At 44.6% G+C, this 26,733-nt stretch carries 25 protein-coding genes and 1 tRNA gene; 12 read left to right on the top strand and 14 right to left on the bottom strand.

From position 1 onward, the window contains the following. Nucleotides 1-75 precede the first annotated feature (75 nt). From glgP to ACFS5N_RS10450, 6 genes are all read right to left on the bottom strand, one after another. Nucleotides 76-1,722, bottom strand: a complete 1,647-nt coding sequence (gene glgP / locus ACFS5N_RS10475) for an alpha-glucan family phosphorylase (protein ID WP_377185065.1) — start codon at nt 1,720-1,722, stop codon at nt 76-78. Next, the gene (locus ACFS5N_RS10470; RefSeq protein WP_377185063.1) at nt 1,723-1,893 is read right to left on the bottom strand and encodes a hypothetical protein; all 171 of its coding nucleotides are present in this window, start codon (nt 1,891-1,893) and stop codon (nt 1,723-1,725) included. Between the two features lie 254 nt (nt 1,894-2,147). Then, nucleotides 2,148-2,873 carry a YoaK family protein gene (locus ACFS5N_RS10465; protein WP_377185061.1) on the bottom strand — a complete coding sequence of 242 codons (726 nt, stop codon included), beginning with the start codon at nt 2,871-2,873 and terminating at the stop codon, nt 2,148-2,150. 119 nt (nt 2,874-2,992) lie between these two features. After that, nucleotides 2,993-3,676: an ABC transporter ATP-binding protein gene (locus ACFS5N_RS10460; RefSeq protein ID WP_377185059.1), complete on the bottom strand. Its 684-nt coding sequence runs from the start codon at nt 3,674-3,676 to the stop codon at nt 2,993-2,995. Beyond that, the gene (locus ACFS5N_RS10455; protein ID WP_377185057.1) at nt 3,673-4,926 is read right to left on the bottom strand and encodes an ABC transporter permease; all 1,254 of its coding nucleotides are present in this window, start codon (nt 4,924-4,926) and stop codon (nt 3,673-3,675) included. The genes ACFS5N_RS10460 and ACFS5N_RS10455 overlap by 4 nt, the downstream gene beginning before the upstream one ends. A 5-nt stretch (nt 4,927-4,931) precedes the next feature. Then, nucleotides 4,932-6,029, bottom strand: a complete 1,098-nt coding sequence (locus ACFS5N_RS10450; protein WP_377185055.1) for an efflux RND transporter periplasmic adaptor subunit — start codon at nt 6,027-6,029, stop codon at nt 4,932-4,934. 106 nt (nt 6,030-6,135) lie between these two features. Here ACFS5N_RS10450 and ACFS5N_RS10445 point away from each other — a divergent pair, with 106 nt between their 5' ends. Beyond that, nucleotides 6,136-6,882: an LOG family protein gene (locus tag ACFS5N_RS10445; protein ID WP_377185053.1), complete on the top strand. Its 747-nt coding sequence runs from the start codon at nt 6,136-6,138 to the stop codon at nt 6,880-6,882. Nucleotides 6,883-6,912: 30 nt separating this feature from the next. Beyond that, nucleotides 6,913-7,977 carry a PAS domain-containing sensor histidine kinase gene (locus tag ACFS5N_RS10440; protein WP_377185051.1) on the top strand — a complete coding sequence of 355 codons (1,065 nt, stop codon included), beginning with the start codon at nt 6,913-6,915 and terminating at the stop codon, nt 7,975-7,977. 48 nt (nt 7,978-8,025) lie between these two features. Here the strand turns inward: ACFS5N_RS10440 and ACFS5N_RS10435 are convergent, their stop codons facing one another. Then, the gene (locus tag ACFS5N_RS10435; protein WP_377185049.1) at nt 8,026-9,294 is read right to left on the bottom strand and encodes an NRAMP family divalent metal transporter; all 1,269 of its coding nucleotides are present in this window, start codon (nt 9,292-9,294) and stop codon (nt 8,026-8,028) included. Nucleotides 9,295-9,657: 363 nt separating this feature from the next. On the opposite strand from ACFS5N_RS10435, the gene ppsA reads away from it, so the two are divergent. Continuing rightward, nucleotides 9,658-12,057 carry a phosphoenolpyruvate synthase gene (gene ppsA, locus ACFS5N_RS10430; RefSeq protein ID WP_377185047.1) on the top strand — a complete coding sequence of 800 codons (2,400 nt, stop codon included), beginning with the start codon at nt 9,658-9,660 and terminating at the stop codon, nt 12,055-12,057. Next, nucleotides 12,039-12,611, top strand: coding sequence for an HdeD family acid-resistance protein (locus ACFS5N_RS10425; protein ID WP_377185045.1), 573 nt, complete (start codon nt 12,039-12,041; stop codon nt 12,609-12,611). Before ppsA ends, ACFS5N_RS10425 begins: the two co-directional genes overlap by 19 nt. Before the next feature lie 75 nt (nt 12,612-12,686). Here ACFS5N_RS10425 and ACFS5N_RS10420 read toward each other — a convergent pair whose 3' ends face one another. Genes ACFS5N_RS10420 through ACFS5N_RS10410 form a run of 3 tightly spaced genes read right to left on the bottom strand, consistent with a single transcriptional unit; the run spans nt 12,687 to nt 15,196 of the window. Beyond that, a complete protein-coding gene (locus ACFS5N_RS10420; RefSeq protein ID WP_377185043.1) occupies nt 12,687-13,679 on the bottom strand; it encodes an MlaD family protein in 993 nt (330 codons plus the stop codon). Nucleotides 13,680-13,683: 4 nt separating this feature from the next. After that, on the bottom strand, nt 13,684-14,421 hold the full coding sequence (locus ACFS5N_RS10415; protein ID WP_377185041.1) for an ABC transporter ATP-binding protein: 738 nt from the start codon (nt 14,419-14,421) through the stop codon (nt 13,684-13,686). A gap of 4 nt (nt 14,422-14,425) precedes the next feature. Next, nucleotides 14,426-15,196, bottom strand: coding sequence for an MlaE family ABC transporter permease (locus ACFS5N_RS10410; protein ID WP_377185039.1), 771 nt, complete (start codon nt 15,194-15,196; stop codon nt 14,426-14,428). A gap of 48 nt (nt 15,197-15,244) precedes the next feature. Between ACFS5N_RS10410 and ACFS5N_RS10405 the strand changes: the two genes are divergently transcribed. Then, nucleotides 15,245-15,382: a hypothetical protein gene (locus ACFS5N_RS10405; RefSeq protein ID WP_377185037.1), complete on the top strand. Its 138-nt coding sequence runs from the start codon at nt 15,245-15,247 to the stop codon at nt 15,380-15,382. On the opposite strand, the gene ACFS5N_RS10400 is transcribed toward ACFS5N_RS10405, so the two are convergent. Next, nucleotides 15,354-15,734, bottom strand: a complete 381-nt coding sequence (locus tag ACFS5N_RS10400) for a hypothetical protein (RefSeq protein WP_377185035.1) — start codon at nt 15,732-15,734, stop codon at nt 15,354-15,356. The genes ACFS5N_RS10405 and ACFS5N_RS10400 overlap by 29 nt on opposite strands. A gap of 115 nt (nt 15,735-15,849) precedes the next feature. Here ACFS5N_RS10400 and ACFS5N_RS10395 point away from each other — a divergent pair, with 115 nt between their 5' ends. The 5 genes from ACFS5N_RS10395 to hemN all read left to right on the top strand — a co-directional run bounded on the left by ACFS5N_RS10395 (nt 15,850) and on the right by hemN (nt 21,383). Beyond that, a complete protein-coding gene (locus ACFS5N_RS10395; RefSeq protein ID WP_377185033.1) occupies nt 15,850-17,151 on the top strand; it encodes a hypothetical protein in 1,302 nt (433 codons plus the stop codon). Nucleotides 17,152-17,279: 128 nt separating this feature from the next. Beyond that, nucleotides 17,280-18,467: a PAS domain-containing sensor histidine kinase gene (locus ACFS5N_RS10390; protein ID WP_377186540.1), complete on the top strand. Its 1,188-nt coding sequence runs from the start codon at nt 17,280-17,282 to the stop codon at nt 18,465-18,467. Beyond that, nucleotides 18,464-19,516 carry a response regulator gene (locus ACFS5N_RS10385; protein WP_377185031.1) on the top strand — a complete coding sequence of 351 codons (1,053 nt, stop codon included), beginning with the start codon at nt 18,464-18,466 and terminating at the stop codon, nt 19,514-19,516. The genes ACFS5N_RS10390 and ACFS5N_RS10385 overlap by 4 nt, the downstream gene beginning before the upstream one ends. 82 nt (nt 19,517-19,598) lie before the next feature. Beyond that, nucleotides 19,599-20,009 (top strand): lactate dehydrogenase, encoded by a 411-nt coding sequence (locus tag ACFS5N_RS10380; RefSeq protein WP_377185029.1) that lies wholly within the window; start codon nt 19,599-19,601, stop codon nt 20,007-20,009. A 6-nt stretch (nt 20,010-20,015) separates the two neighbouring features. Next, nucleotides 20,016-21,383, top strand: a complete 1,368-nt coding sequence (hemN, locus tag ACFS5N_RS10375; protein ID WP_377185027.1) for an oxygen-independent coproporphyrinogen III oxidase — start codon at nt 20,016-20,018, stop codon at nt 21,381-21,383. A gap of 76 nt (nt 21,384-21,459) precedes the next feature. On the opposite strand, the gene ACFS5N_RS10370 is transcribed toward hemN, so the two are convergent. Together ACFS5N_RS10370 and ACFS5N_RS10365 are read right to left on the bottom strand one after the other, a co-directional pair. Further along, nucleotides 21,460-21,852: an Arm DNA-binding domain-containing protein gene (locus ACFS5N_RS10370; protein WP_377185025.1), complete on the bottom strand. Its 393-nt coding sequence runs from the start codon at nt 21,850-21,852 to the stop codon at nt 21,460-21,462. A 250-nt stretch (nt 21,853-22,102) separates the two neighbouring features. Beyond that, nucleotides 22,103-22,176: transfer RNA gene (locus tag ACFS5N_RS10365), tRNA-Asp, on the bottom strand. An 836-nt stretch (nt 22,177-23,012) separates the two neighbouring features. Between ACFS5N_RS10365 and ACFS5N_RS10360 the strand changes: the two genes are divergently transcribed. Then, a complete protein-coding gene (locus ACFS5N_RS10360; RefSeq protein ID WP_377185023.1) occupies nt 23,013-24,152 on the top strand; it encodes an acyl-CoA dehydrogenase in 1,140 nt (379 codons plus the stop codon). Nucleotides 24,153-24,197: 45 nt separating this feature from the next. Further along, complete coding sequence (locus ACFS5N_RS10355) at nt 24,198-25,427, top strand: peroxiredoxin family protein (protein ID WP_377185021.1); 1,230 nt, start codon at nt 24,198-24,200, stop codon at nt 25,425-25,427. A gap of 293 nt (nt 25,428-25,720) precedes the next feature. On the opposite strand, the gene ACFS5N_RS10350 is transcribed toward ACFS5N_RS10355, so the two are convergent. After that, nucleotides 25,721-26,572, bottom strand: coding sequence for a hypothetical protein (locus ACFS5N_RS10350; RefSeq protein WP_377185019.1), 852 nt, complete (start codon nt 26,570-26,572; stop codon nt 25,721-25,723). Between the last annotated feature and the right edge of the window lie 161 nt (nt 26,573-26,733).

Genomic DNA, 26,733 nt, shown 5'->3' with positions numbered 1-26,733 from the left:
TCGCCATTTTAGGTAAAGTTGGCAAACCGGGGCCGCCAAAAACATGATCTCAGTCATCAAGCTTCATGAGCCTGCTCATCCGTAAAGATCCTGGTAATACTGACTGGCCAGACGATCGCTGTCGAAAGCCGGACAAATGTCTTCAAAAGCCGTGGCCACTATTTTGGCCCATGCTTCGGGTTTTTCATAATACATTGGCAATACGTGTTGATTGAGGATTTCCAGCAAAGCTTTATTTTCCCATTGATCCTTCTCAGCTTCAGTGAGGTGTTGAGGCGCGGTTGGGATACAAAAACAATTGATCTGATCGCGGGCAAATTCCGGAACCCAGCCATCGGGAATAGTCACGTTGACAGTTCCATTCATAGCTGCGGTCATCCCGCTGGTACCCGATGCTTCATGATATAATCTTGGTGTATTCAGCCACACATCCGCGCCACGTTTTAAAGTGGCCGAGAGTTGCAATTCATAGCCGGTTAAAACTGCGCAGTTCGCAAAATCACGGGTACGATCAATCAACCGGTTAAACTGGGCCTTACCAATTTCATCGCCGGGATAGGGTTTCCCCGCCCAGATTAACTGTACCGGAAATTTTGTCTGTGAAACCAATTGAACAAATCCGGCCCAATCTTCCATTAGCAATTCAGCGCGTTTGTAGCCGGCGAAACGTCGAGCCCAAACGATAGTTAATACATCCTCGCGAAACAATTTGCCGCATTGATCTGCCACTATGCCTAACAAATTGCGTTTTAATATTTTTTTACGGGTTGTGAATTCCCCGGTGTTTTTCGCCCGTAAGGCTTCGCCTATCTGGCTATCGGCCCAATAGGCTTCATTTTGTGCATTGGTAATGGCGATAATAGGGCAAATCCCCGCGTTATTACTCCACATCTGCCGGGCCACCTGTGCGTGAAGTTGTGAAACGCCATTGGCTTTGCGGGCAAATTTGAGTGCGGCAACTGTATAATTAAATTGGTCGCCACTTAACTGGAGCAAATCCCTTACTTGCGCCCCGTTTAAATGATAAAAAAAAGACATCGTATCCAGCAATGCAAAACTGTGCGCTTCATTTCCTGCCATTTCGGGTGTATGTGTTGTAAAGACCACCCGCTTTTTTACATCTTCAAGATTCTTGAATTTGTCATATAAATAAAAATTCAAGGCTACTGCATGACCTTCATTCATGTGATATACGTCCGGCGTTAGCCCCAGGATGTCCAGTAGCGTAGCGCCACCAATTCCTAAAACAATGCTTTGCGCAATGCGGGTCGCTTCGTTCGAGTCGTACAACCGATAGGTGATAGACCGGGATAAGCCATCATTTTCGGGGATATCCGTAGTTAGTAAAAAAAGCGGCGCGCAGTTAAAAGTCGACGGTGGCAGCAAGTAGGCCCTGACATAAACAGGAGCCTGGTGGACCGTAACTGTAAAAGTGACACCGATATCTTTCAAAAAAGAATAATTTTTCTCCATAAACATCGGTACCATGTGGTTGCTTGTGTCACGAACCTGGTCGTAGTAGCCATATTTCCAGAGCAACCCAATCGCTATGACATTCTGCTGCAAATGATGGGCGCTACGCAGGTGCGAGCCTGCCAGGAAACCCAAACCACCCGCATATATCTTAAGTGATTGATCGATTGCATATTCCATAGAAAAATAAGCAACCGCAGTACGGTAAGTTTCTGCTGGTGTATAGCCGAATAATTCCGTTTTATTCATTTAATGCCTTTCGTTATTTATTTTGGTTAGCTCAACTTGCAGCCTTTGAGGTATTGGCCGGCAACCGCAATTTTGCTGATGTTCCAGGTGCCAGGCTATCCGCTGTTCCAGGCTTGGGTTTGCGGGCATAGGGTGCGCCTTATGCCAGCTCTTATTTATCTTTTTCATCATTTTGTTAAACTGAAATGTATAGCTGACGCTGTTAGCGTATTGCCGAGACATGAGTCGGCTCCAATATAAACGCGTCTTTTGTTGTTATCCCTGGACGAAATTATCACTTCATTACAGGTGAAAACATGACCGCGCGCATCAGCACAGGTGATTTGCGAGCGCTTTTGAGAAAGATATCTATAGATGATCTCTGGTCGCCTGTTTGCCGTAGTTATCAGCGATGCCGCTTTTCGCTACGTTACAGCTATTATGCGTTATGAACGTATTTTGTGCCGGATGACCTGCTTAACCCGAATGCGGAAATAATCATAAAATAAAACAACCAGCAATAAGGCCGGGGGGACATAAAATGCCTTGAACCGGATATTTAAAAAAGTTAAACCGCCAATTAAGCCGCCCAGCAAAAAGAATATAATAATTGTCAGTCTAAGCAAAATACGGCGCTTATGCACCGCGCTCAGCTTATTACCAGACAGTAATGCTCCCGAAAGGTCGATACCAAGATCTGTAAACATGCCGGTTAAATGAGTGGTACGCACCACAGAGCCCGATATCATGGACACCAACGCATTTTGCATGCCCATAGCAAAAAGCAAGCTACCGGCAAAATATTCTGTCTCTGGCAGAGTGTGGCGATATTGCGGACCGAAGATTGCAACCAATAATATCAGTATAATAATTATAACAACCGGCGCTGTATAGGCGAATGACCGGTCGCGGCCAACCTTGCCGATATACAGGCTAGATGCAAAGGCCCCGGCAAGAAATAGCAACAGCCACAAAGCCACCATACGTACAGAGCGCCACTGCCCGGTACTAAGGTTTACCGCAAGCAAAGCGGCATGCCCGGTTACATTTGTTGTCAACACGGCGAAACCCATAAACCCCGCGGCGTTGATAAAGCCCGCATTAAGGCATAACAGGATTGCAAGTCGCAAGTTATGCGCAAAGCTTCTTCGTTCACCGGTGTGTCGCAGCATGTTTAAAATTATAAAAAATTAATCAATCAATAGTCTGCCCGATGGGCATCTGGCCTGTTATTATGGTTAATAATATGGTTTAATAGCCAGAATGGCATCTGTCAGCAACATTGCCGATATCAGATATTTGGAGAAATAATATGACCATCTTTCATCTCGATAACCCGGTCGGCATGCTTGGCAAAATCAAGATCATGTGTCACAGCCACAACAGCGATATTTTTTTCGTGAGCCAGGCGGCTAAAGATATCGAATACCAATTTGGTATTACCACTGTCCAGATTCCCTGTGGGCTCATCGGCCATGACAATCATGGGGTCATTAATCAACGCCCGTGCAATAGCAATCCGCTGTTGCTGCCCGCCGGAAAGCTTCCCTGAAATTTTATGAGCGAAGGGTTCCATTTCCAGTTGCCGCAATTGCTGTAATGCCCTATCTTCGATCTCGGTTTTACTCCATCGGCCCAATTTCATAGCCGGAAGCATCACGTTTTCCAGGGCAGTGAATTCAGGCAGTAAAAAATGGAATTGAAAAACAAAGCCGATGTGCTTGTTCCTGAAAACTGCCAGTTCGTTCTGAGATAGTCCGGTAACCCGTTCGCCATTAATCGTAATTAAACCGGTATAGTCGGTATCCAGGGTGCTGAGCAGGTAAAGCAGGGTTGATTTACCACAGCCAGACTTACCGATAATTGGCACAAATTCGCCCCGATTGATGCTGAAAGAGATATCCTGCAGTACCCGGAACTCCTCGGGTTCATGAAAATATTTGTTTACTTTTTCGGCGACTAATGCTTCGTTCATCCTCTTAATATTATTACCGGGTCAATTTTTGCAGCCTTGAGCGACGGTATTAGTCCAGCTGCGAGTGGGGTGATAAAGCCGAATAACAAGCCAAAAAAATAATGCGCCGGCTCAAAGGCTACAGGGAAATATTTAAGTGCAACATAATCATTAGGCGGAAACGGAACTTTAGATAAGGCATAAGCCAGCAGAAAGCCAAGCAGCATCCCGCTGAGCGCTCCCAACAGTCCAATAAATACCGATTGACTTAAAAAAATCTGCAAGATGTCGCGACCGGCAAACCCCTGCGCCTTTAAAATAGCTATATCTTTCATCTTATTATTGATGGTCATACTCATGATGTTATATATGCCGAAGCCCGCAACAATCAACAGCGTCACGCTAACTACATAGGTTAGCGTATCTCTGACCAGGTTTGACGTCTTTACCGAAGCATTGGCCGCCTCCCAATCATCCGCTTTATATCCATATTTCCTGGCTAAGGCAGCTGCTTCCGGGGTAGCACGGCCATGGTCATGCAGCTTTATGCTGATATCGGTGATATAACTTTTATCCCTACCCAACAGTTGCTGCCCGCTGGCCAGTGTCACATAACTGCGCACGTTATCAATGGCGCTAATGCCGATGCGAAACAAACCAACTACCCTGAAACGCAGTAAAGTACCATTGGGGGTAGCCAGGCTTACCAGATCGCCCAGGCGCACATTTAACTTTCCTGCCAGGCCACTGCCCATTAAAATGCCTTTATCTGCAGACAGGAGATTTTCTGGCTTGCCGCTCACCATTTTATCTTTGAGTGCAAACATCTGCGCCTCGTCCTTGATATTTACCCCATTAATATTACCGTTAATTTGCACCGGGCCATAATTATAAAACACCAGGGTGCTTACCATAGGCGAAATCCCCATAACCTCCGGATCTTTTCGAAGCCCGGCCATTATGCCGGCCGCGTTTTTTAAATTGAGTTTAATTTGACGTGGTTTGGGATGCGCGACGCTGATCATTACCGGCTGGCCTTTAAAGTAATCGCTTGCTACCGAAAAACGAAAGTCGGTGCTGATGTCATTATACAGGTGTACATCCGGAGTAAACGACAGCATGGTACTTTCCATAAATTGATTTACACCAATCATAAAACTAATCATCAATATAAACATGGCTATGCCAAACGTAACACCCAGCATAGCAACAAGCGTTTGTTTTTTGCCGGCCATCAGGTGTCTTTTTGCGATGAGAAGATTAACAGACATCTTAGCTATTGATTTAAGGGAGCAACGATTGCTGTATGTGGGGTGACACCATGGGTAATTTCTACTTCGTCGACAGTGCGCAGGCCGGTTTTTACCGGCTTGGTAATAACCCGGCCATTTTCACGCACATAGATACTGTCGCCGGGCAGAAGCATTGTCACTGGTATTGTCAGACAGTTATTTTTTTTCGCTATGACAATGTTGGCTTCAACAGAGCTGTGAATGTAAACCGGGTCAGCCCCGCCGGTAAACAGAGCGTCAACCTGGAAGGTTTGGTCAGCTTCGTTCATCACCGGATAGATCCGGCTTACCTTTGCCTGGTAAATACGCTCGCCGCTGGCGTCTGTCTTTAACAAAACCAGCTGATCAGTTTTAATTTGACTAATGTCCTCCTGGTCCACCGACAAGCGGATGATCCGCCTCCCCGACCTGCCCAAAAGCGCTACAGGTTCATTCATTTTAACCGCTTCTCCCTGCTCTTTTAATAACTGGTATACGGTGCCACTGCTTTCGGCACGAATAAAGTAGTTTTCGAGCTCAGTCCTGGAGCCTGCCGCCAGGCTTTGTGCATTTTTCATGGTCACCTGCAGGTCGTTCATGGTAGACCGGTATTTTTCGCGGGCCGACCTTTTCTGATTGTAGGAAAGCTCATACTGCGTACGCGCATTATCCAGGTTCATTTTAGTGCCGATGTTTTGCGCCCATAGGTTTTCATAACGCTTATATAGCAGCGAGTCATTGCTAAATTTCAGATCAGCATTTTGTACCGCTATTTTAAGGTCACTCAAAACACGTGAGTTTACCGAGACGTTCTCTCTGGCATTAAGCAAGGTGGTGCTGGCCGCTTCCATTTTTGCGGATGGTGCGGTATGGCGCAATATATAGATAACTTGTCCTTTATGTACCTGGTCACCTTCGCGCACCGCCTTACGGACGATCGTACCCGAAACCAGGGCACCAACGGTATATTCACTATCAGCCATGACTTTGCCTGAAGCATAAACTGTTTGCACAATTGCTATGCGTCTGGGATAGGTAATGCGCTGTTTTTTACAGGCAATGAGCGAGATCAAACTCAGTAATAGCAATAACTTTTTTAACATAACTACAAATAATAAGGCTTGCAAGCTGCTTTTGTAAAAATGGCGCTGGCAGCCCTATCATAGAATGATCAAGATCAATTTTTCTGTTGTTATTGGTCAGTAAAGCATGAAAAAGTACCATCGATATTTGAACATGAATGAATCTGAAATTGTCTTTCTGAGCGGACCGCAGTCGCGCTGGAAAGAGCTAAAGTTTGCTTTTAAGACCCTGCGGGAAATGATTGTCGGTTTCAGGGCACTGCATTTTATTGGGCCCTGTATCACCGTCTTTGGCTCTGCCCGGTTTAAAGAAGACCACCCGTATTATGCATTGACAAGAGAAGCGGCAACCGCTTTCGCCCGGCTGGGGTTCACAATCCTAACCGGTGGTGGCCCCGGGTTAATGGAAGCGGCCAACCGCGGCGCCAAAGACGTAGGCGGCCGGTCTGTAGGCTGCAACATTCAGTTGCCGGTAGAACAGTCTCCAAACCCCTACCTGGACAAATGGATCAAGCTGGAACATTTTTTTGTACGGAAAATTCTGCTTGTCAAATATTCTTACGCTTTTGTTGTGATGCCCGGAGGCTTTGGCACTCTTGACGAATACTTCGAGGCACTAACATTAATACAGACCCGTAAGATCCAGGATTTTCCGATCATTATTTTAGGCAAATCATATCATCAGGAATTAATGGCGCATATTGAGTTTATGCAAAAGGAAGCCACTATTGGCCCGGCAGATACGCGACTGTTTCTGGTAACAGACAGTATTGAAGAGGCAGTACAGTTAATTATAGAGAAAAGCATCAAACCATTCGGTTTGCGGCCCAAAAAGGACATCAAACCGTTTAGCTTTCTTTTTGAACATCGTTGACATTGTTCACCATACCTTAATCTTTTCACAATGAACAGAACAACAATGCTTGAAACTTTATTTGACGGTGCGTCCGAAGGCCTTATGGTGGCCGATAGCGAGGGAATTATCCAGCTGGCCAACCCCGCTTTCTGGACGCTGTTTGGCCTGGATCTCCAAAACAGGGGCGGTATTAGCATTGGCCAATTGCTTGATACAGAAAACACCCATCAGCTCCTGGCAAACCTTGTTGAGCGCGAGTTATCCGGGCGAAAAAAAGATGGTAATTTGTTCCCACTATTGCTATCCCTGGTTAAAGTAGTGGATAATGGTAAGGTTTACTATACGGGGCACGTACATGACCTGAGCGCGGAAAAGAGCAATGCAAATTCATTAGCCAAAGAGCAACACATGGGCAGGCTGAAAAGCCGGCTCGTTTCTATGGCCTCTCATGAGTTCCGCTCACCATTAAGCCAAATTCAGCTTTCCGCTTCTCTGGTAGAACGTTATTACCAGCGACTTGATGAGGACAAGATAATGGGGCATCTGAAAAAAATACGCATGGCCGTTAATGACATGACTGATACGCTTGACGATTTCCTATCCCTTGAGCGTATTGACGCAGGAATTTTCCAGCCGGAATTAAGATCATTCGACCTGGGCATTTTAGCAGAGGAGGTTTGTACCCAGATGCAGCCTATCGCCGGGGGCCTTGAATTGATTTACCAGCCTGGCGGGAAAGAGCAAATCATATTTTCTGACCGCAACCTACTAAAACATTGCGCTATTAACCTGTTATCCAACGCCATAAAATATTCGGCAGAGCCCGGTAAGATAATACTCAAAACCGATGTCAGTGCTGAAGGTTATACCCTGTCGGTTAGCGACAGGGGGATGGGTATACCCGCAAACGAACAACGAAAACTTTTCGAGCCTTTTTTCAGAGCCTCTAATGCAGCAGAAGTATCCGGAACCGGATTGGGTTTGCACATTGTTCAAAATTATGTGCACCAGTTGCATGGCCAAATCACTGTAAAAAGCAAGGAAAACAAAGGAACAACCTTTAACTTGTCTTTTCCTTTATTAATGCCTCAAACGTCAGCACCGCATATCTGAAGCACGACGGATAAATTGAGATCTGGCTGATCCTTATTCATTCCTTGTTTACGAGTAAAATTCCAGGTAAAGCATAGCTATTGCGGCAGATGCCATAACTACAAAGGTTAACCAGCCCAAAATGTTAGACCATCGCCCGTTAACTTCATTGCCCATTACAACCCGGTTATTGCTGATATGTAAAACAACCAAAATAATGACGGGAGCTGTTAGTCCGTATAAGATGGCCGCATAAAGCAACCCTTGTACAGGATTTACGCCAACCAGATTTAACAATACCCCAATAACCAAAGAGAGAATAATAACGCCATAGAAGGGTTTTGCCTGGAAAAACTTTTTATCAAGCCCCTGTTTCCAACCAAATGTTTCTGCAAACATATATGACAAAGAGCCGCTAAGAACCGGAATGGCCAAAAAACCTGTACCGATGATACCGATAGAAAACAACCAATAGGCCATGTCGCCTGCAATAGGCCGCAATGCTGCCGCTGCCTGCTCCACTGTCTGGATACTTTTCACCCCATGCGGGTGAAGCACACTGCCGCAGGTAAGGATGATAAAGAACATCACTATGTTTGAAAATAGCATTCCGCTATCCACATCCCCGCGCATTTTGGTAATCATTCGTTTATCAACAACCAGCGTACCTCCTTGCTGTCGTATGTCTTCCGCCTCCATAGTGGCCTGCCAAAAGAAAAGATATGGCGATATCGTTGTTCCCAATATCGCAACAAGCGCATTAATATAATCTTTACTCCAGGTAATTTGAGGAATAAAAGTAGATTTCAATACCGCTTTCCAGTCGACAGCAGTAAAAAACGGCACCGCTATATAAACCAAAAGTGTAATGCAAAACCATTTCAATATACCCGCCACTTTTTGATATGGAAAAATAATAATAGCCGCAAGTATAAGCCCTGTAAAGATGATGCTGAAGGCAAATGACGGCACCTTTGGTACAATCAGATTTGCCGCTGCACCCATTCCGGCAATGTCCGCACCGATGTTCAGAATTATCGCCGGAAAAGAAAAAATGATCATCACCCAAAGCGTCCATTTTGGATAGTGGTTCCTTAGGTTTGAGGTAAGGCCTTTTGTCGTAACCAGGCCAATACGCGCGCACATCTCCTGAATGGCCGCCATAAGAGGGAAAGTTACCAGGGCGGTCCAGAGCGCAGCAAAACCAAATTGAGCGCCAACCTGTGAGTACGTAGCAATACCGGAAGGGTCGTCATCACTGGAACCAGTTACCAATCCCGGACCCAAGGTCTTCAGGCCTGCAGTTACTTTTTGTAAAAGCTTTTTTGAGCGTTTCATACCCATACTCACATATATAAAGCTGAATATATCTTTATCCCTTCAAATATAAACTTATAAAACACAAGTTATGCGCCCGCAAATTAAACTTTAATAAGCCCAAACAAGGTCGGTCACCCGGCTTTTCCAATACAGCATATTGGTGTTGCCGACGATCAGGTAAATTCATGACGCCCGTCATGTGCATTGGTCTGTCAGTTAACGACCTTCGGTATTAAAAAAACATGTTTTTATTGAAAAACAAGGAGCTGGCGCTGTATCTGACGACAGACCATCAGTGTTTATCATCGGCGCGGTCATGGTTGCCAATGGTGGATGAACCGCTTACTGATCTGTAATCAATTTAACATTAGACAAACCGACATGGAACAATATATCAAAAAATTCAGGGATATCAGCCTCGGGCATATAGCGGAGGTTGGCGGCAAGAATGCGTCAATCGGCGAAATGTTCACCCATTTAGTACCTAAAGGTATTTTTGTGCCTGATGGGTTTGCAGTAACCGCTGCCGCTTACCGGTATTTTCTGAGCAGCAACCATTTGCAGTTGCCTCTGAAAAAGCTTATGCAGGAGCTGGACCGAAAAGAATTTGCCAATTTAGCTGAGGTTGGTCAAAAAGCACGTACATTAATTATGGATGCCCCGATGCCAACCGACCTGCAACTGGCCATAGCTGACGCATATGATTATGCGTTTAACTTTCAGGAGCAGGCCGTTGCTGTGCGCAGCAGCGCCACCGCGGAAGACCTGCCCGACGCCAGCTTTGCAGGTCAGCACGAATCCTATTTAAACATTAAAGGGCATCAACCTGTAGTTGAAGCCGTAAAACAATGTTTTGCTTCATTATATACAGACCGGGCCATCAAGTACCGTGAAGATAAAGGATTTGCCCATGATAAAGTCTACTTATCGGTTGGGGTACAGGAAATGGTGCGGGCCGACCAGGGTTGCTCTGGTGTGGGCTTTACACTTGAACCAGAAAGCGGCTTCAGAGACGTCATCCAAATTTCGGGCGTGTGGGGACTAGGGGAAAACATGGTTCAGGGTACGGTAGTGCCGGATGAATATTTGATTTTCAAGCCTACCCTGCGTTTGCAAAAAGAGGCAATTATTCAAAAAACACTGGGAAGCAAAAGTAAAATGCTCGTTTATCCTCAGGACGAGGATGAGTCGCACGACACCATAAATATGGATACGCCCTGGGAGCTTCGCGAAAAATTTGTGCTGGACGATTCGGATATTTTGAAGCTTGGGGCGTGGGCTTTATTAATAGAAACACATTATCAAAAGCCCATGGATTTCGAATGGGCAAAAGACGGGCACAGCGGCCGGCTTTATCTGATACAGGCACGGCCTGAAACCGTTCATAGTCAAGACAAAAAATTACTGGTTAAAACATGCCGGATTGCCGAGCGCGGTGAGTTGATTACCAGCGGGGCCGCCGTGGGACATCAAATAACCAGCGGCACAGCGAGATTATTAAGTTCGGCGGCCGAGATCAGCAAACTGCGGCCCGGAGATATCCTGGTTACTGATACTACCAGCCCGGATTGGGACCCTGTATTGAAAAAAGTAGCCGGTATTGTTACCAACAAAGGCGGACGGACCAGCCACGCAGCTATTATAGCGCGCGAACTGGGTGCTGTAGCTGTTGTAGGCACAGAGAACGCAACTTTTAATATCAGAGATGGTGAGGTGATAACCCTTAGCTGCGCCGAAGGAAAAACCGGCAACGTTTATCGGGGAAAGCTTAACTGGACAGAAATTGTTACTAATGTGGCTTCAATTCGGTTACCGCAAAAACCAAAAGCTCAATTAATAGTTGCCGATCCTGAACAGGCGTTTGAATTATCTTTCTTTCCCAATCACGGCGTCGGTTTAATGCGCCTGGAGTTTATCATCACCCGCAAAGTGCGGGTGCACCCAATGGCATTAGCGCATTTTGACCAGGTAACTGATGAAACTGACCGGATCAGGATACAAAATCTGACTAATAATTATCCGAAAAAAGAAGATTATTTTATAGACCAGCTTGCACAGGGCGTAGGTACAATAGCCGCTGCATTTTACCCTAAAGAAGTAATTGTTCGCATGAGCGATTTCAAAACTAATGAATATGCCGGCTTGCTGGGCGGCAAATATTTTGAACCCAAAGAAGAGAATCCGATGATCGGTTTCCGGGGAGCCTCCAGATATGATCATGAACGCTACCGCGACGGTTTCCGGCTGGAATGTGAAGCTATGAAAAGGGTACGGGAAAATATGGGACTGACCAATGTCAAGCTCATGATACCATTTTGCCGCACTATTGCCGAAGGTAAACGTGTCCTTGAGCTTATGGCCAAAAACGGCTTAAAACAAGGTATTGATGGGCTGGAGATATTGGTGATGGCCGAAATTCCGAGCAATGTATTGCTGGCTGAGGAGTTTGCCAAACTATTTGACGGCTTTTCAATCGGTTCCAATGACCTGACTCAATTAACCCTCGGTATCGATCGCGATTGCGCACTTATTGCCAATGAGTTTGATGAGCAGGACCCGGCCAGCCTGCAGCTCATCCGGATGATGATTGAAAAAGCAAACCATCTGCATAAACATATCGGACTGTGTGGTCAGGCCGCCAGCGATTCGGAAACTTTTGCGCGTCTTCTTGTTGAAACAGGCATTGACAGCATTGCCTTTAATCCCGATGCGCTTCTTAACGGAATCAATAATATTAACCGCGTTTTAGCTCATCAAAAAACATGTCAGCCTTCGGTTTAAAAAATAATGTAACGCCAGATATCAGGCATTGGTGGTTGTTTCCGCTAAGTGGCTTAGTTTTGATAGCGCTGGGCATCTGGATATTTACCGGGCAGATGATTGCTTATCTCTCAATCTCGCTCATGTTTGCCATTGCAATTCTTGCAACGGGATTCATGGAATTGACATTTGTGATATTCACCAAACTTGCTTCCGGTTTTACCAGGAGGGCTCTACTTGGCGCTTTCATAGATCTTTTTATAGGCATCTATCTTTGGTTTTACCCGCTCATCTCGCTTATCGTAGTCCCGGTGGCTCTGGCTCTCTGGCTCATCCTGCGGGGGATATTAGCTATTACCAGTGCCTGGCACCTGCGCAGGCAAAATCAGGAGGGCTGGAAGTGGTTGTTAGTCTGCGGGGCACTTATCCTGCTTACGGGCATTATTTTGCTCGCTGATATGATCTGGGGAACTGAAGATATCATTTTACATACTGGAGCCGGGTTTCTTGTTGCCGGCTTATTTCGGGTTTATCTTGGGTATAGATTGCGCAGTTTTAAAGTAACTCGTACGTGAAAATAAAAGTTACCCAAGGCAGCGGGAGGGGTATTTGTTGCTTGTGATCATTAAACCTCAGAAATTTATAGTCTATCAAGGTTTTACTGCTGAGCTCGCAGTCTTCTTTTTGGCCTGATCTTTAAAATACCCTCTGAAAAGGAAGTTATGTTTTAATGCCTCCATATTCTGATTAAAGCCGTCCGTTCCCTGCTCGATGTTTTTCAGACTCTGCCTGATGTGACCCGCCGTAGTTGAATCTCTCAGTAATAAATGCAAAGTGCCTTTCCCTCCAGCCAGGTCATTATTAATTTGGCTCACAAGTCCGTCCAGGTCAACTGCCATCTTTTGGGTTTTAGCCGTTGCCTGCCGAATATTTATCATAGCTGTACGCAAGTTAGTGGTCATGCCCGTATCGCTTAATAGCGCCCCGGCTAAACCCTTACCGCCTCTTACGTCAAGCACCACTTTGTTAAGGTTTCCTGCAAAGTGGCTTGCCTGGTAAGCCGTACGGTCTATATTTTTAAGCGCCGACTTTAAACTGTTGCCGATAGACGGATCATCAAGCAACGCCATCAGTTTACTTTGGTTAATATGTAATACTGAGATTTTCAGCGCTTCTGAAATACCTGCAATGTTTTGATTGGTCCGGGATAATGTTTGTAGCATCTCATCTGTATTGACTACCTGCCTGGCAGAAAGCAGATCTCCGTCGTTTACCAACGGAAAATTACCTGTTGCCGGCGTAATATTCACAATTTTATTGCCCATTAGTCCTTCAGTACCTATAGAGGCTACAGCACGCTGATGGATATGTGGCCTTATCGCTTTATCTATCAGCAGCGTTACTTCAATTGTTGTATCATTGATGAGTGACATGGAACTAACAGTTCCCGCCTGGATTCCTGCATATAGCACGTTATTCCCTTCAAGAAGGCCATTGAGGTTTGTAAAGCGTGCACGCAGTTTAAATTTAGTGCCAAAAATATGCTGATTCTTACCAATAAAATAAAAGGAAAGGATGAGCGCAAATAAACCAGTCAGAATAAATGCGCCTAATTTTAAATTATTAATGCTTTGCTTGCTCATGTATCTATTCAAAAAATTGTCTCACTTGCGGATCGTCAGCGTTTTTAAGGTCGCTGTAGCTACCTTCTGTATATACCCGGCCATCCAATAGCAGCGCCACATGGTCTGCCGTATTTTTTACGCAGTGCATATCATGTGTAATAATGATTGATGCGGTATGAAATTTTTTTTGCAACTGCACAATCAGGTGGTCTATCTCCCGGGCCGTAACCGGGTCTAGACCGGTAGTTGGCTCATCATACAGAATGATGTCGGGCTGCAGGATCATAGTACGAGCCAGCGCTACCCGTTTTAGCATACCGCCCGAAAGCTCTGACGGCATCATATCCACGGTATGTGGCAGGCCTACGTTTTCCAAGGCGTCCATCACCAGCCGGTCTACCTCTGCCTGGGTTTGATTCAAGCGGTGACGCCTGAGCGGAAATTCCAGATTCTCTCTAACCGTCATAGAATCATAAAGCGCGTTCCCCTGAAAGAGAAACCCTATTCGCACCCTTACCTCGTCAAGTTCTTCTTCACTTAGGTCGGGGATATCCTTTCCAAAAACCTTTATCCGGCCGCGATCAGGCTTTAGCAAGCCGATGATACATTTAATAAGCACAGACTTGCCCGAGCCTGACTTGCCGAGCACCACAACATTTTCATTGGCGTGAACGGTGAGGCTGAAATCCTTCAGTACCTTATTTTTACCGAAACCTTTATAAAGGTGTTCAACAATAATAACGGGTTCTCTGGCTTCCATATCTTCAATTTAATCCAAGGACGTCTGTTAACTGAACAGCCAGCAGGTCGATAATAAAAACAACTACTGAGGCTAATACTACCGCTGAATTAGCCGAATTACCTACACCACGGGTACCCTTACTGGAAAAGTAACCTTTATAGCTACCTATAACACCAACTGCAAAACCAAAAAAGAAAGTTTTGATCACAGCGGGCAACACGTCTCCAAAACTTAAACTGGCAAACACCTGGTCAAAAAACAATTGGAAACTGGTTACCGAGCGAATGTTGACCCCTATATAAGCCCCAATGAGCGATATTGCGTCTGCAAGTATTGTAAGCACCGGCAGCATTAAGGTGCATGCCAATACTCGTGTAGCTACCAGATATTTAAACGGATTAGTTCCGCTCACTTCCATTGCATCGATCTGCTCGGTCACGCGCATAGAACCCAGTTCGGCGCCAATGCTGCTGGCAACCTTGCCTGCAAAAATTAACGCAGTAATTACCGGGCCGATTTCGCGGACGATGGCAATACCTACCATAACCGGAAGTTGAGATTGTACCCCGTATTCGACAAGGCTGGGTCGTAACTGCATTGTCAGTACCAAACCCATGATAAATCCTGTCAGCCCGACAAGTGTTAAAGACTGGTAGCCGATAATGTAGCACTGTGCTAAAAATTCACGGAACTCATAACGCGGTTTTAGTCCGGCGGAGAAGAACCGCCCCGTGAACCGCCCGATCAAGCCGGTTTGCTCCAGGAAAGAAGTGATATCCTTACTTAATGCCATATGTGGTGCTTTACGTCATAAAATTAGCGGAGCAGAATACATCGCTCTATGACGCCCGGCATCTATGTGAGTGATGAGGATCATGCTTTGCAAACCGTTCAAAACAGGCGCGATCCAGGGTTTCGCGGTGGTTTGGATGTGCCGGTGTCTTTCATGACTACATCCATTCCGCAGCGAAACGATTAAAATCTTGTCGGAGTGTCTTAAACAATTGCTCCTCCTGCTCATAATCAACACCAATCTGTTCGGCTGCTTCGACTGTCGCCTGTTGAATATAATTTTCAGATTGCTTCAATTCAGCAGTTACCTGATCGAGGTTCACCCTGATGCGGTGTTTCAACTGATCGATCTGATTACGATGAATGATCAATTGATTCTGAAAATGCTCGATACGCTCAGAAACCTCATGCCCGGTATTGTCGCCGGCAATTTCATCCAGCCTTTCCTGTAGAAAAGTTATTTCTATTTCATAAAACTCCAACCCGCGCAGGCAGGCATGATGTGAGAATGTTAAATGTTTGATACTTGTCTTTTTCATGCTGCAAGTTTAATAGGACGCTCCTCGGTAAAAAATGACTTGAGGCATTTTCAGCATTGATGACCATCATTGGATCAACACCTTAAATAACGGTTTTTTGTTAAAAAAACTAAAGATGAATACCATTTATCATTGGCTAAAAACGATCTGGCGACTTAAGGCATATATTATATTGCTTTTATTGTCGACACATTATAGTACAATTGTGGCTGCCCAACCAGATACCGCGCTTGCCAGCCAGATACGGATGGAGTTACAATCAAGAAAAACCTTGCCTTTGTATTTCCCCAAATCCGTCAAAAGATTTTACACCAGCCGTAATTTTAAGCCGGTTTGGCTAATTAGTGAAAAAGGCGAGGCGGGGCACGCCTGGCAAGCAATGGTAATGCTTGACTGTGTATTACAGTATGGACTTTCACATGCCGATTACCATCCTGATGAATTAAACTATGGCGTTTTACATGATATTTTGCAACAACAAGGTAAGGTAAGCTTAGAGCAACAGTCGCGCTTTGAAATCATGCTGACCGACGCGATGCTGACACTGATGGTACATTTACATTACGGGAAGCTCAATCCTGAACTACCTGCCACCAAGATAGATGCCGGCTACGGCGACATGCGAATGGAAGCCGTTTTAACGCAGGCGGTAAGACAACCGAATATTGAGGCAACATTATTAGCCGTTCAGCCCAAAGGAGAAGCTTATACAGAGATGCAACATTGGATGCACAAGTGGAAAGGCCAATATCTTGATGATTGCTACGAGATACCAGAGGCGAATGTTAGAAAAGTTGCCATTAATATGGAAAGGCTGCGCTGGGCAGCAATAGGCGCAGGTAAGTACATGCAGGTTAACATACCCTCGTTCAGGCTGTCTTTATTTCTGCCTGATAAGACATATCAATTTAAAGTGGTTACCGGCAAGCCCAGTACGCCCACTCCATTATTGCACAGCAGGGTAGGTGCTATTGATATGCAGGCCAAAATGATATGGCCAGATCAGCTTCAAACGGTCACGCTGGTTCCGCAAAATACCGAAAGCTCAATGCTCAGATTCGCGTTTTCAAGCCGGTATAAGGTGGCACTGACAGAGATAAAAGAAACTAACTGGTTTAATCAAAAGCAACGAGCCTTAACCACGGGAGACATAGGCGTTGAAAAAGCTGAAAGGCTGGCTATGTTGCTTTTACAAGCAGATCATCAGCAAAATAAAACAATGGCGCTGCGTCAGGGTCGTTTAACCGGCAGTGCCGTATCGGTTAAATTACGTGTACCCATTCCTATAAAAGTCACCTACATTACCTGTTGGTTCCAGGATGCACAATTAATGACCTATCCCGATATTTATCAATTGGATAATCAGTTGGAGCAAGCCATTTATCATGAACGTCCTAAAAAATTGTCAGAGCGCTGAAATTCCAATTAGTAATCTTCACTACCTAACACTCGAAAATAAAAAGTGACCCGGATCACTTTTTATCCTGAATTTTATTACATTTTGTCTTCGTTATAATAACCATATTTGTGATTAAAATCACCCATATGGAAAATGCGGCGCTACTTAAAGCAATTATTGACAACGCTATTGATGGCATTATCACAATAGATGGGCGCGGTATTGTAGAAACTATAAATCCTTCGGCTTGTAAACTTTTCCTGTATGCTCCTGAAGAAGTTATTGGAAATAACATTTCGATGCTCATGCCAACGCCTTATAAAGAAAATCATGACCATTATATCGGGCGTTACCAGCAAACACGCGAAGCGCACATCATTGGCATTGGCCGCGAGGTAACGGGGCTTCGAAAAGACGGAACAATGTTCCCTTTTCGCCTGGCGGTGAGCGAGGTACAGTTTGCCGAGCGTAAGATTTTCACCGGGTTTATCCATGACCTGTCACGCGAAAAAGAAGCCGAGGAACAGTTAAGAGATTATGCCGCCCATTTGGAAGACCTGGTAGAAAGCCGCACCGCGTCTTTAAAAGAATCTGTAATGGCTCTTGAGCAGGCCAAAGAAGAGGTAAGTTCTTCGCTGGTTAAAGAAAAAGAACTGGGATCATTGAAAAGCCGGTTTGTATCCATGGCCTCGCACGAATTCCGCACACCTCTTAGTGCTATTCAATTGTCTGCGGCACTGATCGAAAAATATGCGCAGCCGTATGACAATGACAACATCCGGAAGCATGTGAGTAAGATAAAAGGGTCTGTTGGTATCCTCACCGGCATCTTAAATGACTTCCTGTCGCTTGAGAAATTGGAGGCCGGTAAAATAGACGCGGTGTGCAGTCCCTTCAACCTGGTTACGTTTGCTGAAGAGATTACAGATGAGCTGCAACTGGTGGCTAAACAAAATCAGCATATCATTTATCAGCATACCGGCACAGCCAATATCGTTAATCTTGACCAAAATTTGCTAAGGCATTGTGTCACCAATCTGATTGGCAACGCTATCAAATACTCAGGCGAAAACACCTTTATAGAATTTAATACCGAGATAGCTCCCGGACAGTGCGTAATTAATATCCGGGATAATGGCATCGGCATTCCTGAAACCGACCAGAAGCATTTATTTGAAGCCTTTTTTCGGGCGCATAATACTGGCAATATACCCGGAACAGGCCTGGGCTTGAATATCGTTGCCCGTTACGCCCATTTGATGAATGGCCGGATTGATTTTAAAAGTGATGTCAACCAGGGCACATCATTCACCATCACATTTCAAACTGTATGAAAAAGAAAGTATTGATCATCGAGGATAACGACGATATCCGCGAAAATGTAGTTGAGATTCTCCAACTAGCCGATTATGAGGTAACCGCGGCAAATAATGGAAAAACAGGGGTAGAGCTTGCGCAGCAACATTTGCCTGACGTAATTCTTTGCGATATTATGATGCCCGAATTAGACGGCTACGGCGTGCTTTACATGCTAAACAAAAGCGCCGAAACCGCTGCTATTCCTTTTATCTTCCTGACCGCTAAAGCTGAAAAAGTAGACCTTAGGAAAGGAATGGAAAAGGGTGCAGACGACTATCTAACCAAGCCATTTGACGATATGGATTTGCTGAACGCTATTGAGATGCGCTTAAAGAAAAAGGCTTTCCAGAAAGAATTTTATAGTAACTCGCTCGACCGGCTGAATACGCTGATTGGCAGGAACGAGGGCTTAACCGAACTGAAAAAAATTATCCAGGAACGTAAAAGCCGTCAGTTTAAAAAGAATCAGGTTATTTATTATGATGGCGATCATGGCACCGGAATTTATCTTGTTATTAGTGGAAAAGTAAAAACCATACGCCTTGCAGAGGATGGACGGGAACTTATGACAGGTATTTTTGGGAGCGATGAATACCTTGGAGTAAATGCCCTGCTTTCTAACGAGCCGTATAGCGACACCGCCACAGCGCTGGAAGATAGTGTAGTTTGTCTTATCCCCAAAGACCAATTGGAGCGCTTACTTTTTCGTTACCCCGATGTTGCCCGTGAATTTATCAAGTTACTGGCTAACAATATCAGAGTAAAAGAAGAGCAGTTAATACAACTTGCATATCACTCGGTAAGGAAACGCATGGCCGAAGCAATGTTGCGACTGCTTAAGCAGCCAACTCTTGTCAATGAAAGTTTTAAAATAACCCGTGAGGATCTGGCTGCTATGGCCGGCATGGCTACCGAGACCGTAAGCCGTACTTTATCTGATTTTAAAGAAGAAGGCTTGATAGATAAAAAAGGCAGCACAATTACCATTTTAGATGCCAACAGATTGGCAAAGATGAAAAACTGATAAAGGTCATTTTTCTTCCTGACTAAACGCATCCCTCCTGTCTAGGAGGCTCCCTACCTTTGCTTAAAAACATTAGAAGCGGATGAAAGTAATAGCGTATAGTATCACCCCTACGGAAAAAGAATACCTGGCAAAAGCCAATCAAAAAAAACACGACATCACGCTGATTTCAAACCCGCTGGGGATGGAGACGGTGGCCTATGCGGCTGGGAAAGATGCCGTAATTATATGGAATCATGATGATGTATCAGCTGCAATCATAGACCAGCTGGCCGCTTTGAATGTTCGTTTTATCATCACCGGATCAATAGAAACAAATCATATAGATAAAACTGTTGCGGCAAAATATGGCATTAAACTATCTAATGTTTCTACCGGATCACCCCAGGAAATTGCCGACCAACTCATTCAAAATCTTGATTTATATCAGCAAAACAAATGCTTAGGCGATGCTTGCGTTTGCGCCAAAAGCTGCAGGGCCGCAAAAAATTAAAAATACATGATGGATCAATACCAGCATCTTGTCGGCAAATATAATATACCGGCCCCGCGCTACACCAGTTATCCTACCATGCCTTATTGGGAAGCCCAGAGCTTCACCGGGGAAAGTTGGAAAAAAACTGTTAAACAAGCTTTTGATGAAAGTAATCAAGTGTCTGGCATCAGCCTGTATATTCATCTGCCATTTTGCGAAAACCTGTGTACCTATTGCGGTTGCAACACGCGCATTACTAAAAATCATGGTGTTGAAAAACCTTATGTCGATGCCGTATTAAAAGAGTGGGCAATGTATAAAGCGGTTATTGATGATCAGCCGGTTATCCGGGAGATTCATCTGGGTGGCGGGACACCTACTTTTTTCAGCCCTGAAAACCTGGGCCAACTTATTGCCGGCCTGCTGGAAGGTTGCAAAAAACACCCTGAAGCAGAGTTTAGCTTTGAGGCTCATCCAGCAAATACAACATCGGCCCATTTACAAACTTTGTACAACCATGGTTTCCGCCGGCTGAGCCTAGGCATTCAGGATTTCGACCCGAAGGTGCAATTCATCATCAACCGACATCAAACCTTTGAACAGGTACTTGCAGTTACTGAAGAAGCGCGGCGTATTGGATATACGTCTATTAACTATGATTTAATCTACGGGTTGCCTTTGCAAAATCTGGAAGGCCTGGTTAATACAATGAACATGGTTAGCGATTTGAAACCCGAGCGCATTGCCTTTTATAGTTATGCGCACGTGCCCTGGGTTAAGCCCGGACAACGACATTTTACTGAAGCCGACCTACCGGCACCTGAATTAAAAAGCAAGTTGCATGATACCGGCCGGAGCTTATTAACCAGCTATGGCTATCAGGAAATAGGCATGGATCACTTTGCATTGCCCGGCGATGAATTGCTTAAAGCGGCAGAACAGGGTACTTTGCACCGAAATTTTATGGGATATACACACCAGCACACGCAACTGCTTATTGGACTTGGTGTATCTTCCATCAGCGACTCCTGGTACGGATTTGCTCAAAACGTAAAAACGGTAGAAGAATACCTGGCTAAAACCTCGGCTGCTGAGTTTCCATTACTAAAAGGACACATTTTATCTGTAGAAGACCTTTTATTGCGTCGTCACATCCTTGATATCATGTGCAAGGGAGAGGCCCGCTGGGAAGCGTCGGGAGAGGCCCCGGTAATACAAGCGGCATTGGAACGGCTTAGGGCGCTGGAAGACGACGGCTTAGTGAGCGTGCTCGACACCGGCCTGTTGGTTACCGATTTAGGCGCGCGCTTTTTGCGCAATATTTGCCTGTGCCTGGATGCACGCCTCTGGGCCGCCCAGCCAACAACGCAACTGTTTAGTATGGCTGTGTAGCCTTACTGCCCAAGCTTATTATGACATCTGAAGCAATATAATAGATGGCTTAATGCCTTTTTTTTATTTCAGATCTTTATAATTTTAAATAATTGGCGGTAATAGGCCAAGATCCTAGCAGGTGTAAACCATGCTTGAAGCAATAGCCAAAGCAATTTTTTGATGCCGCGTCGCCCATAGCGGCAATAATGTTACGATTATTTAGATACAAAGTTGGATTTGGTGCTTCAAAGCCAGACACCAACATAACTTGTAGGGTGTCGAGATAAGCGTTTAGGGTGCGAATATCTTCTTTGGTGCCGATAGCACGGCCAACTTGTACATTCCAGCGAGAAGGTTCGCAAGTTTTACCTGTTGAAGCTTCTGCTCTTTGGCCGTCAACAGTAAACCGCAGATAAATGGCTACGGGGTCATTTTTGTAGGTAGAGCGCTTCTTTAAATAAAAAAGCAGATTGATGTTAGTTCTCATTACAAATGAATTAAATAGTGAAACAAAATTGATTATTCCATCATTTGCAATCAAGATGCTCACTCGCTGAACATCTTATAAATCAGTTACTTATCGTGCTGTTGGTGAGCATTTTTTCAGCTTTAATATGCTCACCGAATTGCTCACCTTTTTTATGCTAAAACATGCATAACTTGGTTTTTTCGGTAAACAAAAAAGCCTGTAAATCGATGATTTACAGGCTTTTAGGCAATTTTGACATTGTTTTCTGCGGAATGGACGGGACTCGAACCCGCGACCCCATGCGTGACAGGCATGTATTCTAACCAGCTGAACTACCACTCCTCCCGTTTGGGAATGCAAATATACGCTTCGTTTTATTCTTAACAAGATATTTTTTCAAAAAAGTTTTAAGTAGCAAATAATCACTCTATTATATTTTAGCTCCGCTTAGAATTAGCTATATGTATAGGCAATGGTCTCGAGCTGGATTGTCCGCAAAAACAAACAGACGTTGTCTAAAAAAACAGAATTATGTGGCTTTTTTGACACACAACTATTTCGTTTTTAATAAATGCCCCTGAAAAACCCCGACAAAGAGACGTCAAAGTAATAGCAAACTTTGCGCAAAGTTTCTATCCGGATATCTATTTTACCGGATTCAAGGCGTGCGATATTAATATTTGTATCAGAATAAAATTTCTCTTGGGTAACCTGGTTTTGCCTGCGTAATCGCTTTATTTGAAGCGAAATTTTGCGTTTAAAGGCATTATCAGAATTATCAAGATATTCAAAATCAGTTAACAGCATAGCAATTTGGTAATTGTAAGGTTACGTATAAAATTATGCTTTTTGTTTCTTTCCTGCTAAGATAAAATAAAATTAGAAAATTTTTATTTTCAAAAACTGACGAATAAGTAGTTGCCAGTCCGCTTAGATGGCAATACATTTGTTCTATACAAACCGGCCCTGCGTTTACCTATGAAAAAATAATCGCTCGTACGGCCATTTGATAGTGAATTCTCAGACACCCAAGCTGAGGTTTTTTGTTCTTTGTTTTGGGTTTAATCAATAGTTTAAATTAATTAGGGGAAAGGGAGCTTCAAAAGAGCTCTCTTTTTTTTTGCCCGGCATTTGCTATGCGTGCATAATAAACTATCTTTACTATTTAACCTGTAAATATGCTTTTCCAATTATCTGAAGAACACTTAATGATACGCCAGGCTGCTCGTGACTTTGCTCAAAATGAACTTAAACCAGGTGTGATAGGCCGCGATGAGCATCAAAAGTTTCCGGCGGAGCAAATTAAAATGATGGGCGAATTGGGTTTTATGGGAATGATGGTATCGCCAAAATATGGCGGAAGCGGTCTTGATGCCATATCATACGTACTGGTTATGGAAGAGCTTTCTAAAATCGACGCTTCGGCATCGGTAGTCATGTCTGTCAACAACTCACTGGTATGCTACGGGCTGGAAAAATATGGCAGCGAAGCGCAAAAGCAGCAATACCTCATCCCTTTGGCTAAGGGCGACGTTATTGGAGCATTCTGCCTTTCTGAGCCCGAAGCCGGCTCTGACGCCACAGCGCTGTCGACCACCGCCATTGATATGGGCGATCACTATTTATTAAATGGCACTAAAAATTGGATCACCAGCGGTAACTCAGCCACTACCTTTTTGGTCATTGCGCAAACAGATACTAACAAAAGGCATAATGGCATTAATGCACTGATTGTAGAGAAAGGTATGCCGGGTTTTACCGTCGGCGCTAAAGAAAATAAAATGGGTATACGTGGCTCAGATACGCACTCACTGCACTTTAATGACGTAAAAGTGCCGAAGGAAAATCGTATTGGCGACGAGGGTTTTGGCTTTAAGTTCGCTATGCGTGTTTTGGAGGGCGGACGTATTGGTATTGCTGCTCAGGCATTAGGTATTGCCTCAGGCGCGTACGAATTGGCGCTAAATTATGCTAAGGAGCGTAAAGCTTTTGGCAAACCTATAGCCGATTTGCAGGCTATTCAATTTAAGCTTGCTGATATGGCCACAAATATCGAAGCCGCGCGATTACTTTGTTTAAAAGCCGCCTGGTTAAAAGACAACGATCAGCCATATGCGCATGCCAGCTCAATGGCTAAGCTTTTTGCCTCTGAAACCGCCATGAAAGTTACTACGGAAGCCGTACAAATTCATGGTGGTTATGGCTATGTAAAAGAATATCATGTAGAACGACTGATGCGCGATGCCAAGATAACCCAGATCTACGAGGGTACCTCAGAAATTCAACGCATTGTCATATCGCGCTCGGTGCTGAAATAAGTCGGGCAGATTTGCTTAATTTTGATCAACATCAAATTTTTAGAGATGAATATCAGATATTTTCTGGCATTGGCGACGCTGGCTATGACCTACCATACCGCAAATGCACAGACCCCATTAAAACCCGGCGTATGGCGCGGCGCAACCAAAACCGCAACCGGTATTGAAATACCATTTAATTTTGAAGTGACTAACACCGGCGCCAAAACGCAAATAGCTATTATTAACGGTTCTGAACGCTTTAAAGTAACCGACGTAAAATACAAGGGCGATTCGGTATTTATACATATGCCGCTATTTGATTCAGAATTCAGGTTAAAGCATAAGGGGGGTAACCTAACCGGGCACTGGATCAAAAATATAGGCGTAAAACTGGTAGCGATGGATTTTGAAGCGACCCCTAACACCACATGGCGCTTTAAAATACCTCAAAAACCTGCGGCTAATATTACGGGCCGTTGGTCGGTACCATTTGTGGACGAAGGGAAGACCGACTTAACCGTAGGTGAATTTAAACAGGTGGGCGCCAAAGTAACCGGCACTTTCCTGTCAACCACCGGCGACTACCGTTTCCTGGAAGGCGTGGTCTCAGGAAATGATCTGTCTTTATCGGCCTTTGATGGCGGGCACGACTACCTGTTCACCGGCAAAATTGTTGGCGACAAGATAGTTGATGGCAAGTTCTACGCCGGCTTAACCAGTGTTGAAACCTGGAGCGGCGTCAAAGATGCCAATGCTAAATTGCCTGATGCCTATTCGCTTACCGAATTGAAACCCGGCTATAAAAAACTGGCCTTTACTTTCAATGACCTGAGCGGTAAAAAGGTATCGCTTACTGACGCCCGCTTTAAAAACAAGGTGGTTATTGTGCAGATATTAGGCTCATGGTGCCCTAATTGTATGGATGAAACCAATTACCTGGTTGACTATTACAAACGCTTCCATCCAAAAGGCGTTGAAGTAGTGGGATTGGCTTACGAGCGCACCAAAGACTTTGCAAATTCACAACGTACGGTTAAGCAATTGAAATCGCGCTTCAATATCCCTTATCCATTATTAATTACAGGCTATACCCCGTCAAACGGCGACCCGGCCAAAAGCCTGCCTATGCTGGCTAAAGTGGTTGGTTTCCCTACTACCATCATCATCGACAAAAAAGGAGACGTTCGCAAAATACACACCGGCTTTAGCGGCCCGGGTACCGGCGAGCACTACAAAGAATTTATAGCCGAATTTGAAAAGCTAACTACCAATTTGTTAGCAGAGCGCAGCTAGTGCAGGTGTTTCACTAAAAAGTGAAACACTTTGAAACACCAATTTGTGTTATTGACCTGATAGTCAATTTATTAGCAAATTGCAGTGAAACACTTTGGAACAGCAGCAATGGTTTAACTACCCACTGTTAAACTGATGTTAAACAACGCTTTATGCTATTTTTAGCTATTTAGGCCGAAAGGGGGTGAAACACCTGGTTGGAACAGCATTATGGAAAAAACATATCATAAATGATTAAAAAAACAAAGGCCCGGAACCCCCGGGCCTTTGTTTTGTCTGAGACCAAGGGAGCGCTACAGTCTGATCAAATAATTATACGCCGAGCCTTTGTATTTATAGGCGATGCTGAACGAACTATCGTTCATGCTGGCCAGTTGAAATTTGAATACATTCTTTTCTCCTTTCAAATTTCCTTCTATCATGGTTACACCATTCTCGTTGCTGATATTACTGATGGTGAATGCTTTATCTGAAGCCTCTACCTGTACATCGGCGTCGCTGGCGTCAAGCTCAAAACGGGTGTACGTAATAAAGTCTTTTTTGTCGCCGATTAGTTTTTTGAAGGCTTCGTTATCCGGCACCTGGTTAGAATAGGCTATGCCGGTAAGATTAGTCTCTGTGGGCGAACCGCTTTGATAGTATCCGCCATACTTATTTCCCTCGGTACGCTGATTTGTCAGCAAAATGATATTAGCGCCAAACATAGCCGCCTGTATTTTTAGTTTACGATAAGCCCTGTCTTTAACGCGCTCCTGGCTTGAATAAACAGTAGTGCCTTTAGCTTTCGAGCTTACATCGCTTAGCTTATATAAACCTTTAACCTCGCCTTCCAACGATGTCATGGTGACGTTTTCAAAGTCCATTACCTTGGTTACCGGCTTGTAAGAAGTCGATTCTGCAAAAGTTTGCACGCGGCCATTTTTAAAAACGATTTTTTGAACCGTGTTTTTATAAACACTGTTTACTACCTCTTCGCCGGGGAAGATGTATTTAACCGCATCGGGCGTAATTTCTTTTACCGTGCAGGCTATTTTTTGATTGTTGGAATAAACGGTGTCAACTTGTGCGTGGGCAGACAGGACGCCTAGCTGAAACAGGGCCATTAGCGCAATGCCCTTTTTTAGATTTTTAAGGTTCGGTAACATGTTTTACGGGTGTTTAGAACCAAATATATACCCGGCAGGTTAAGCCAATGTTACCTCAAATAAATTGACAATGTAGAGACGCAATATTTTGCGTCTTGGCGCGCGTTCTATGAAAAAAACGCCGGATGTCACCCTGAGGCTCTCGAAGGGCGTGTATCGGG

The sequence above is a fragment of the Mucilaginibacter ximonensis genome (assembly GCF_042686265.1).
Lineage (GTDB): Bacteria > Bacteroidota > Bacteroidia > Sphingobacteriales > Sphingobacteriaceae > Mucilaginibacter > Mucilaginibacter ximonensis.
Note: the sequence above shows the minus strand (reverse complement) of the source record. Positions and strands in the feature narration are given on the sequence as shown.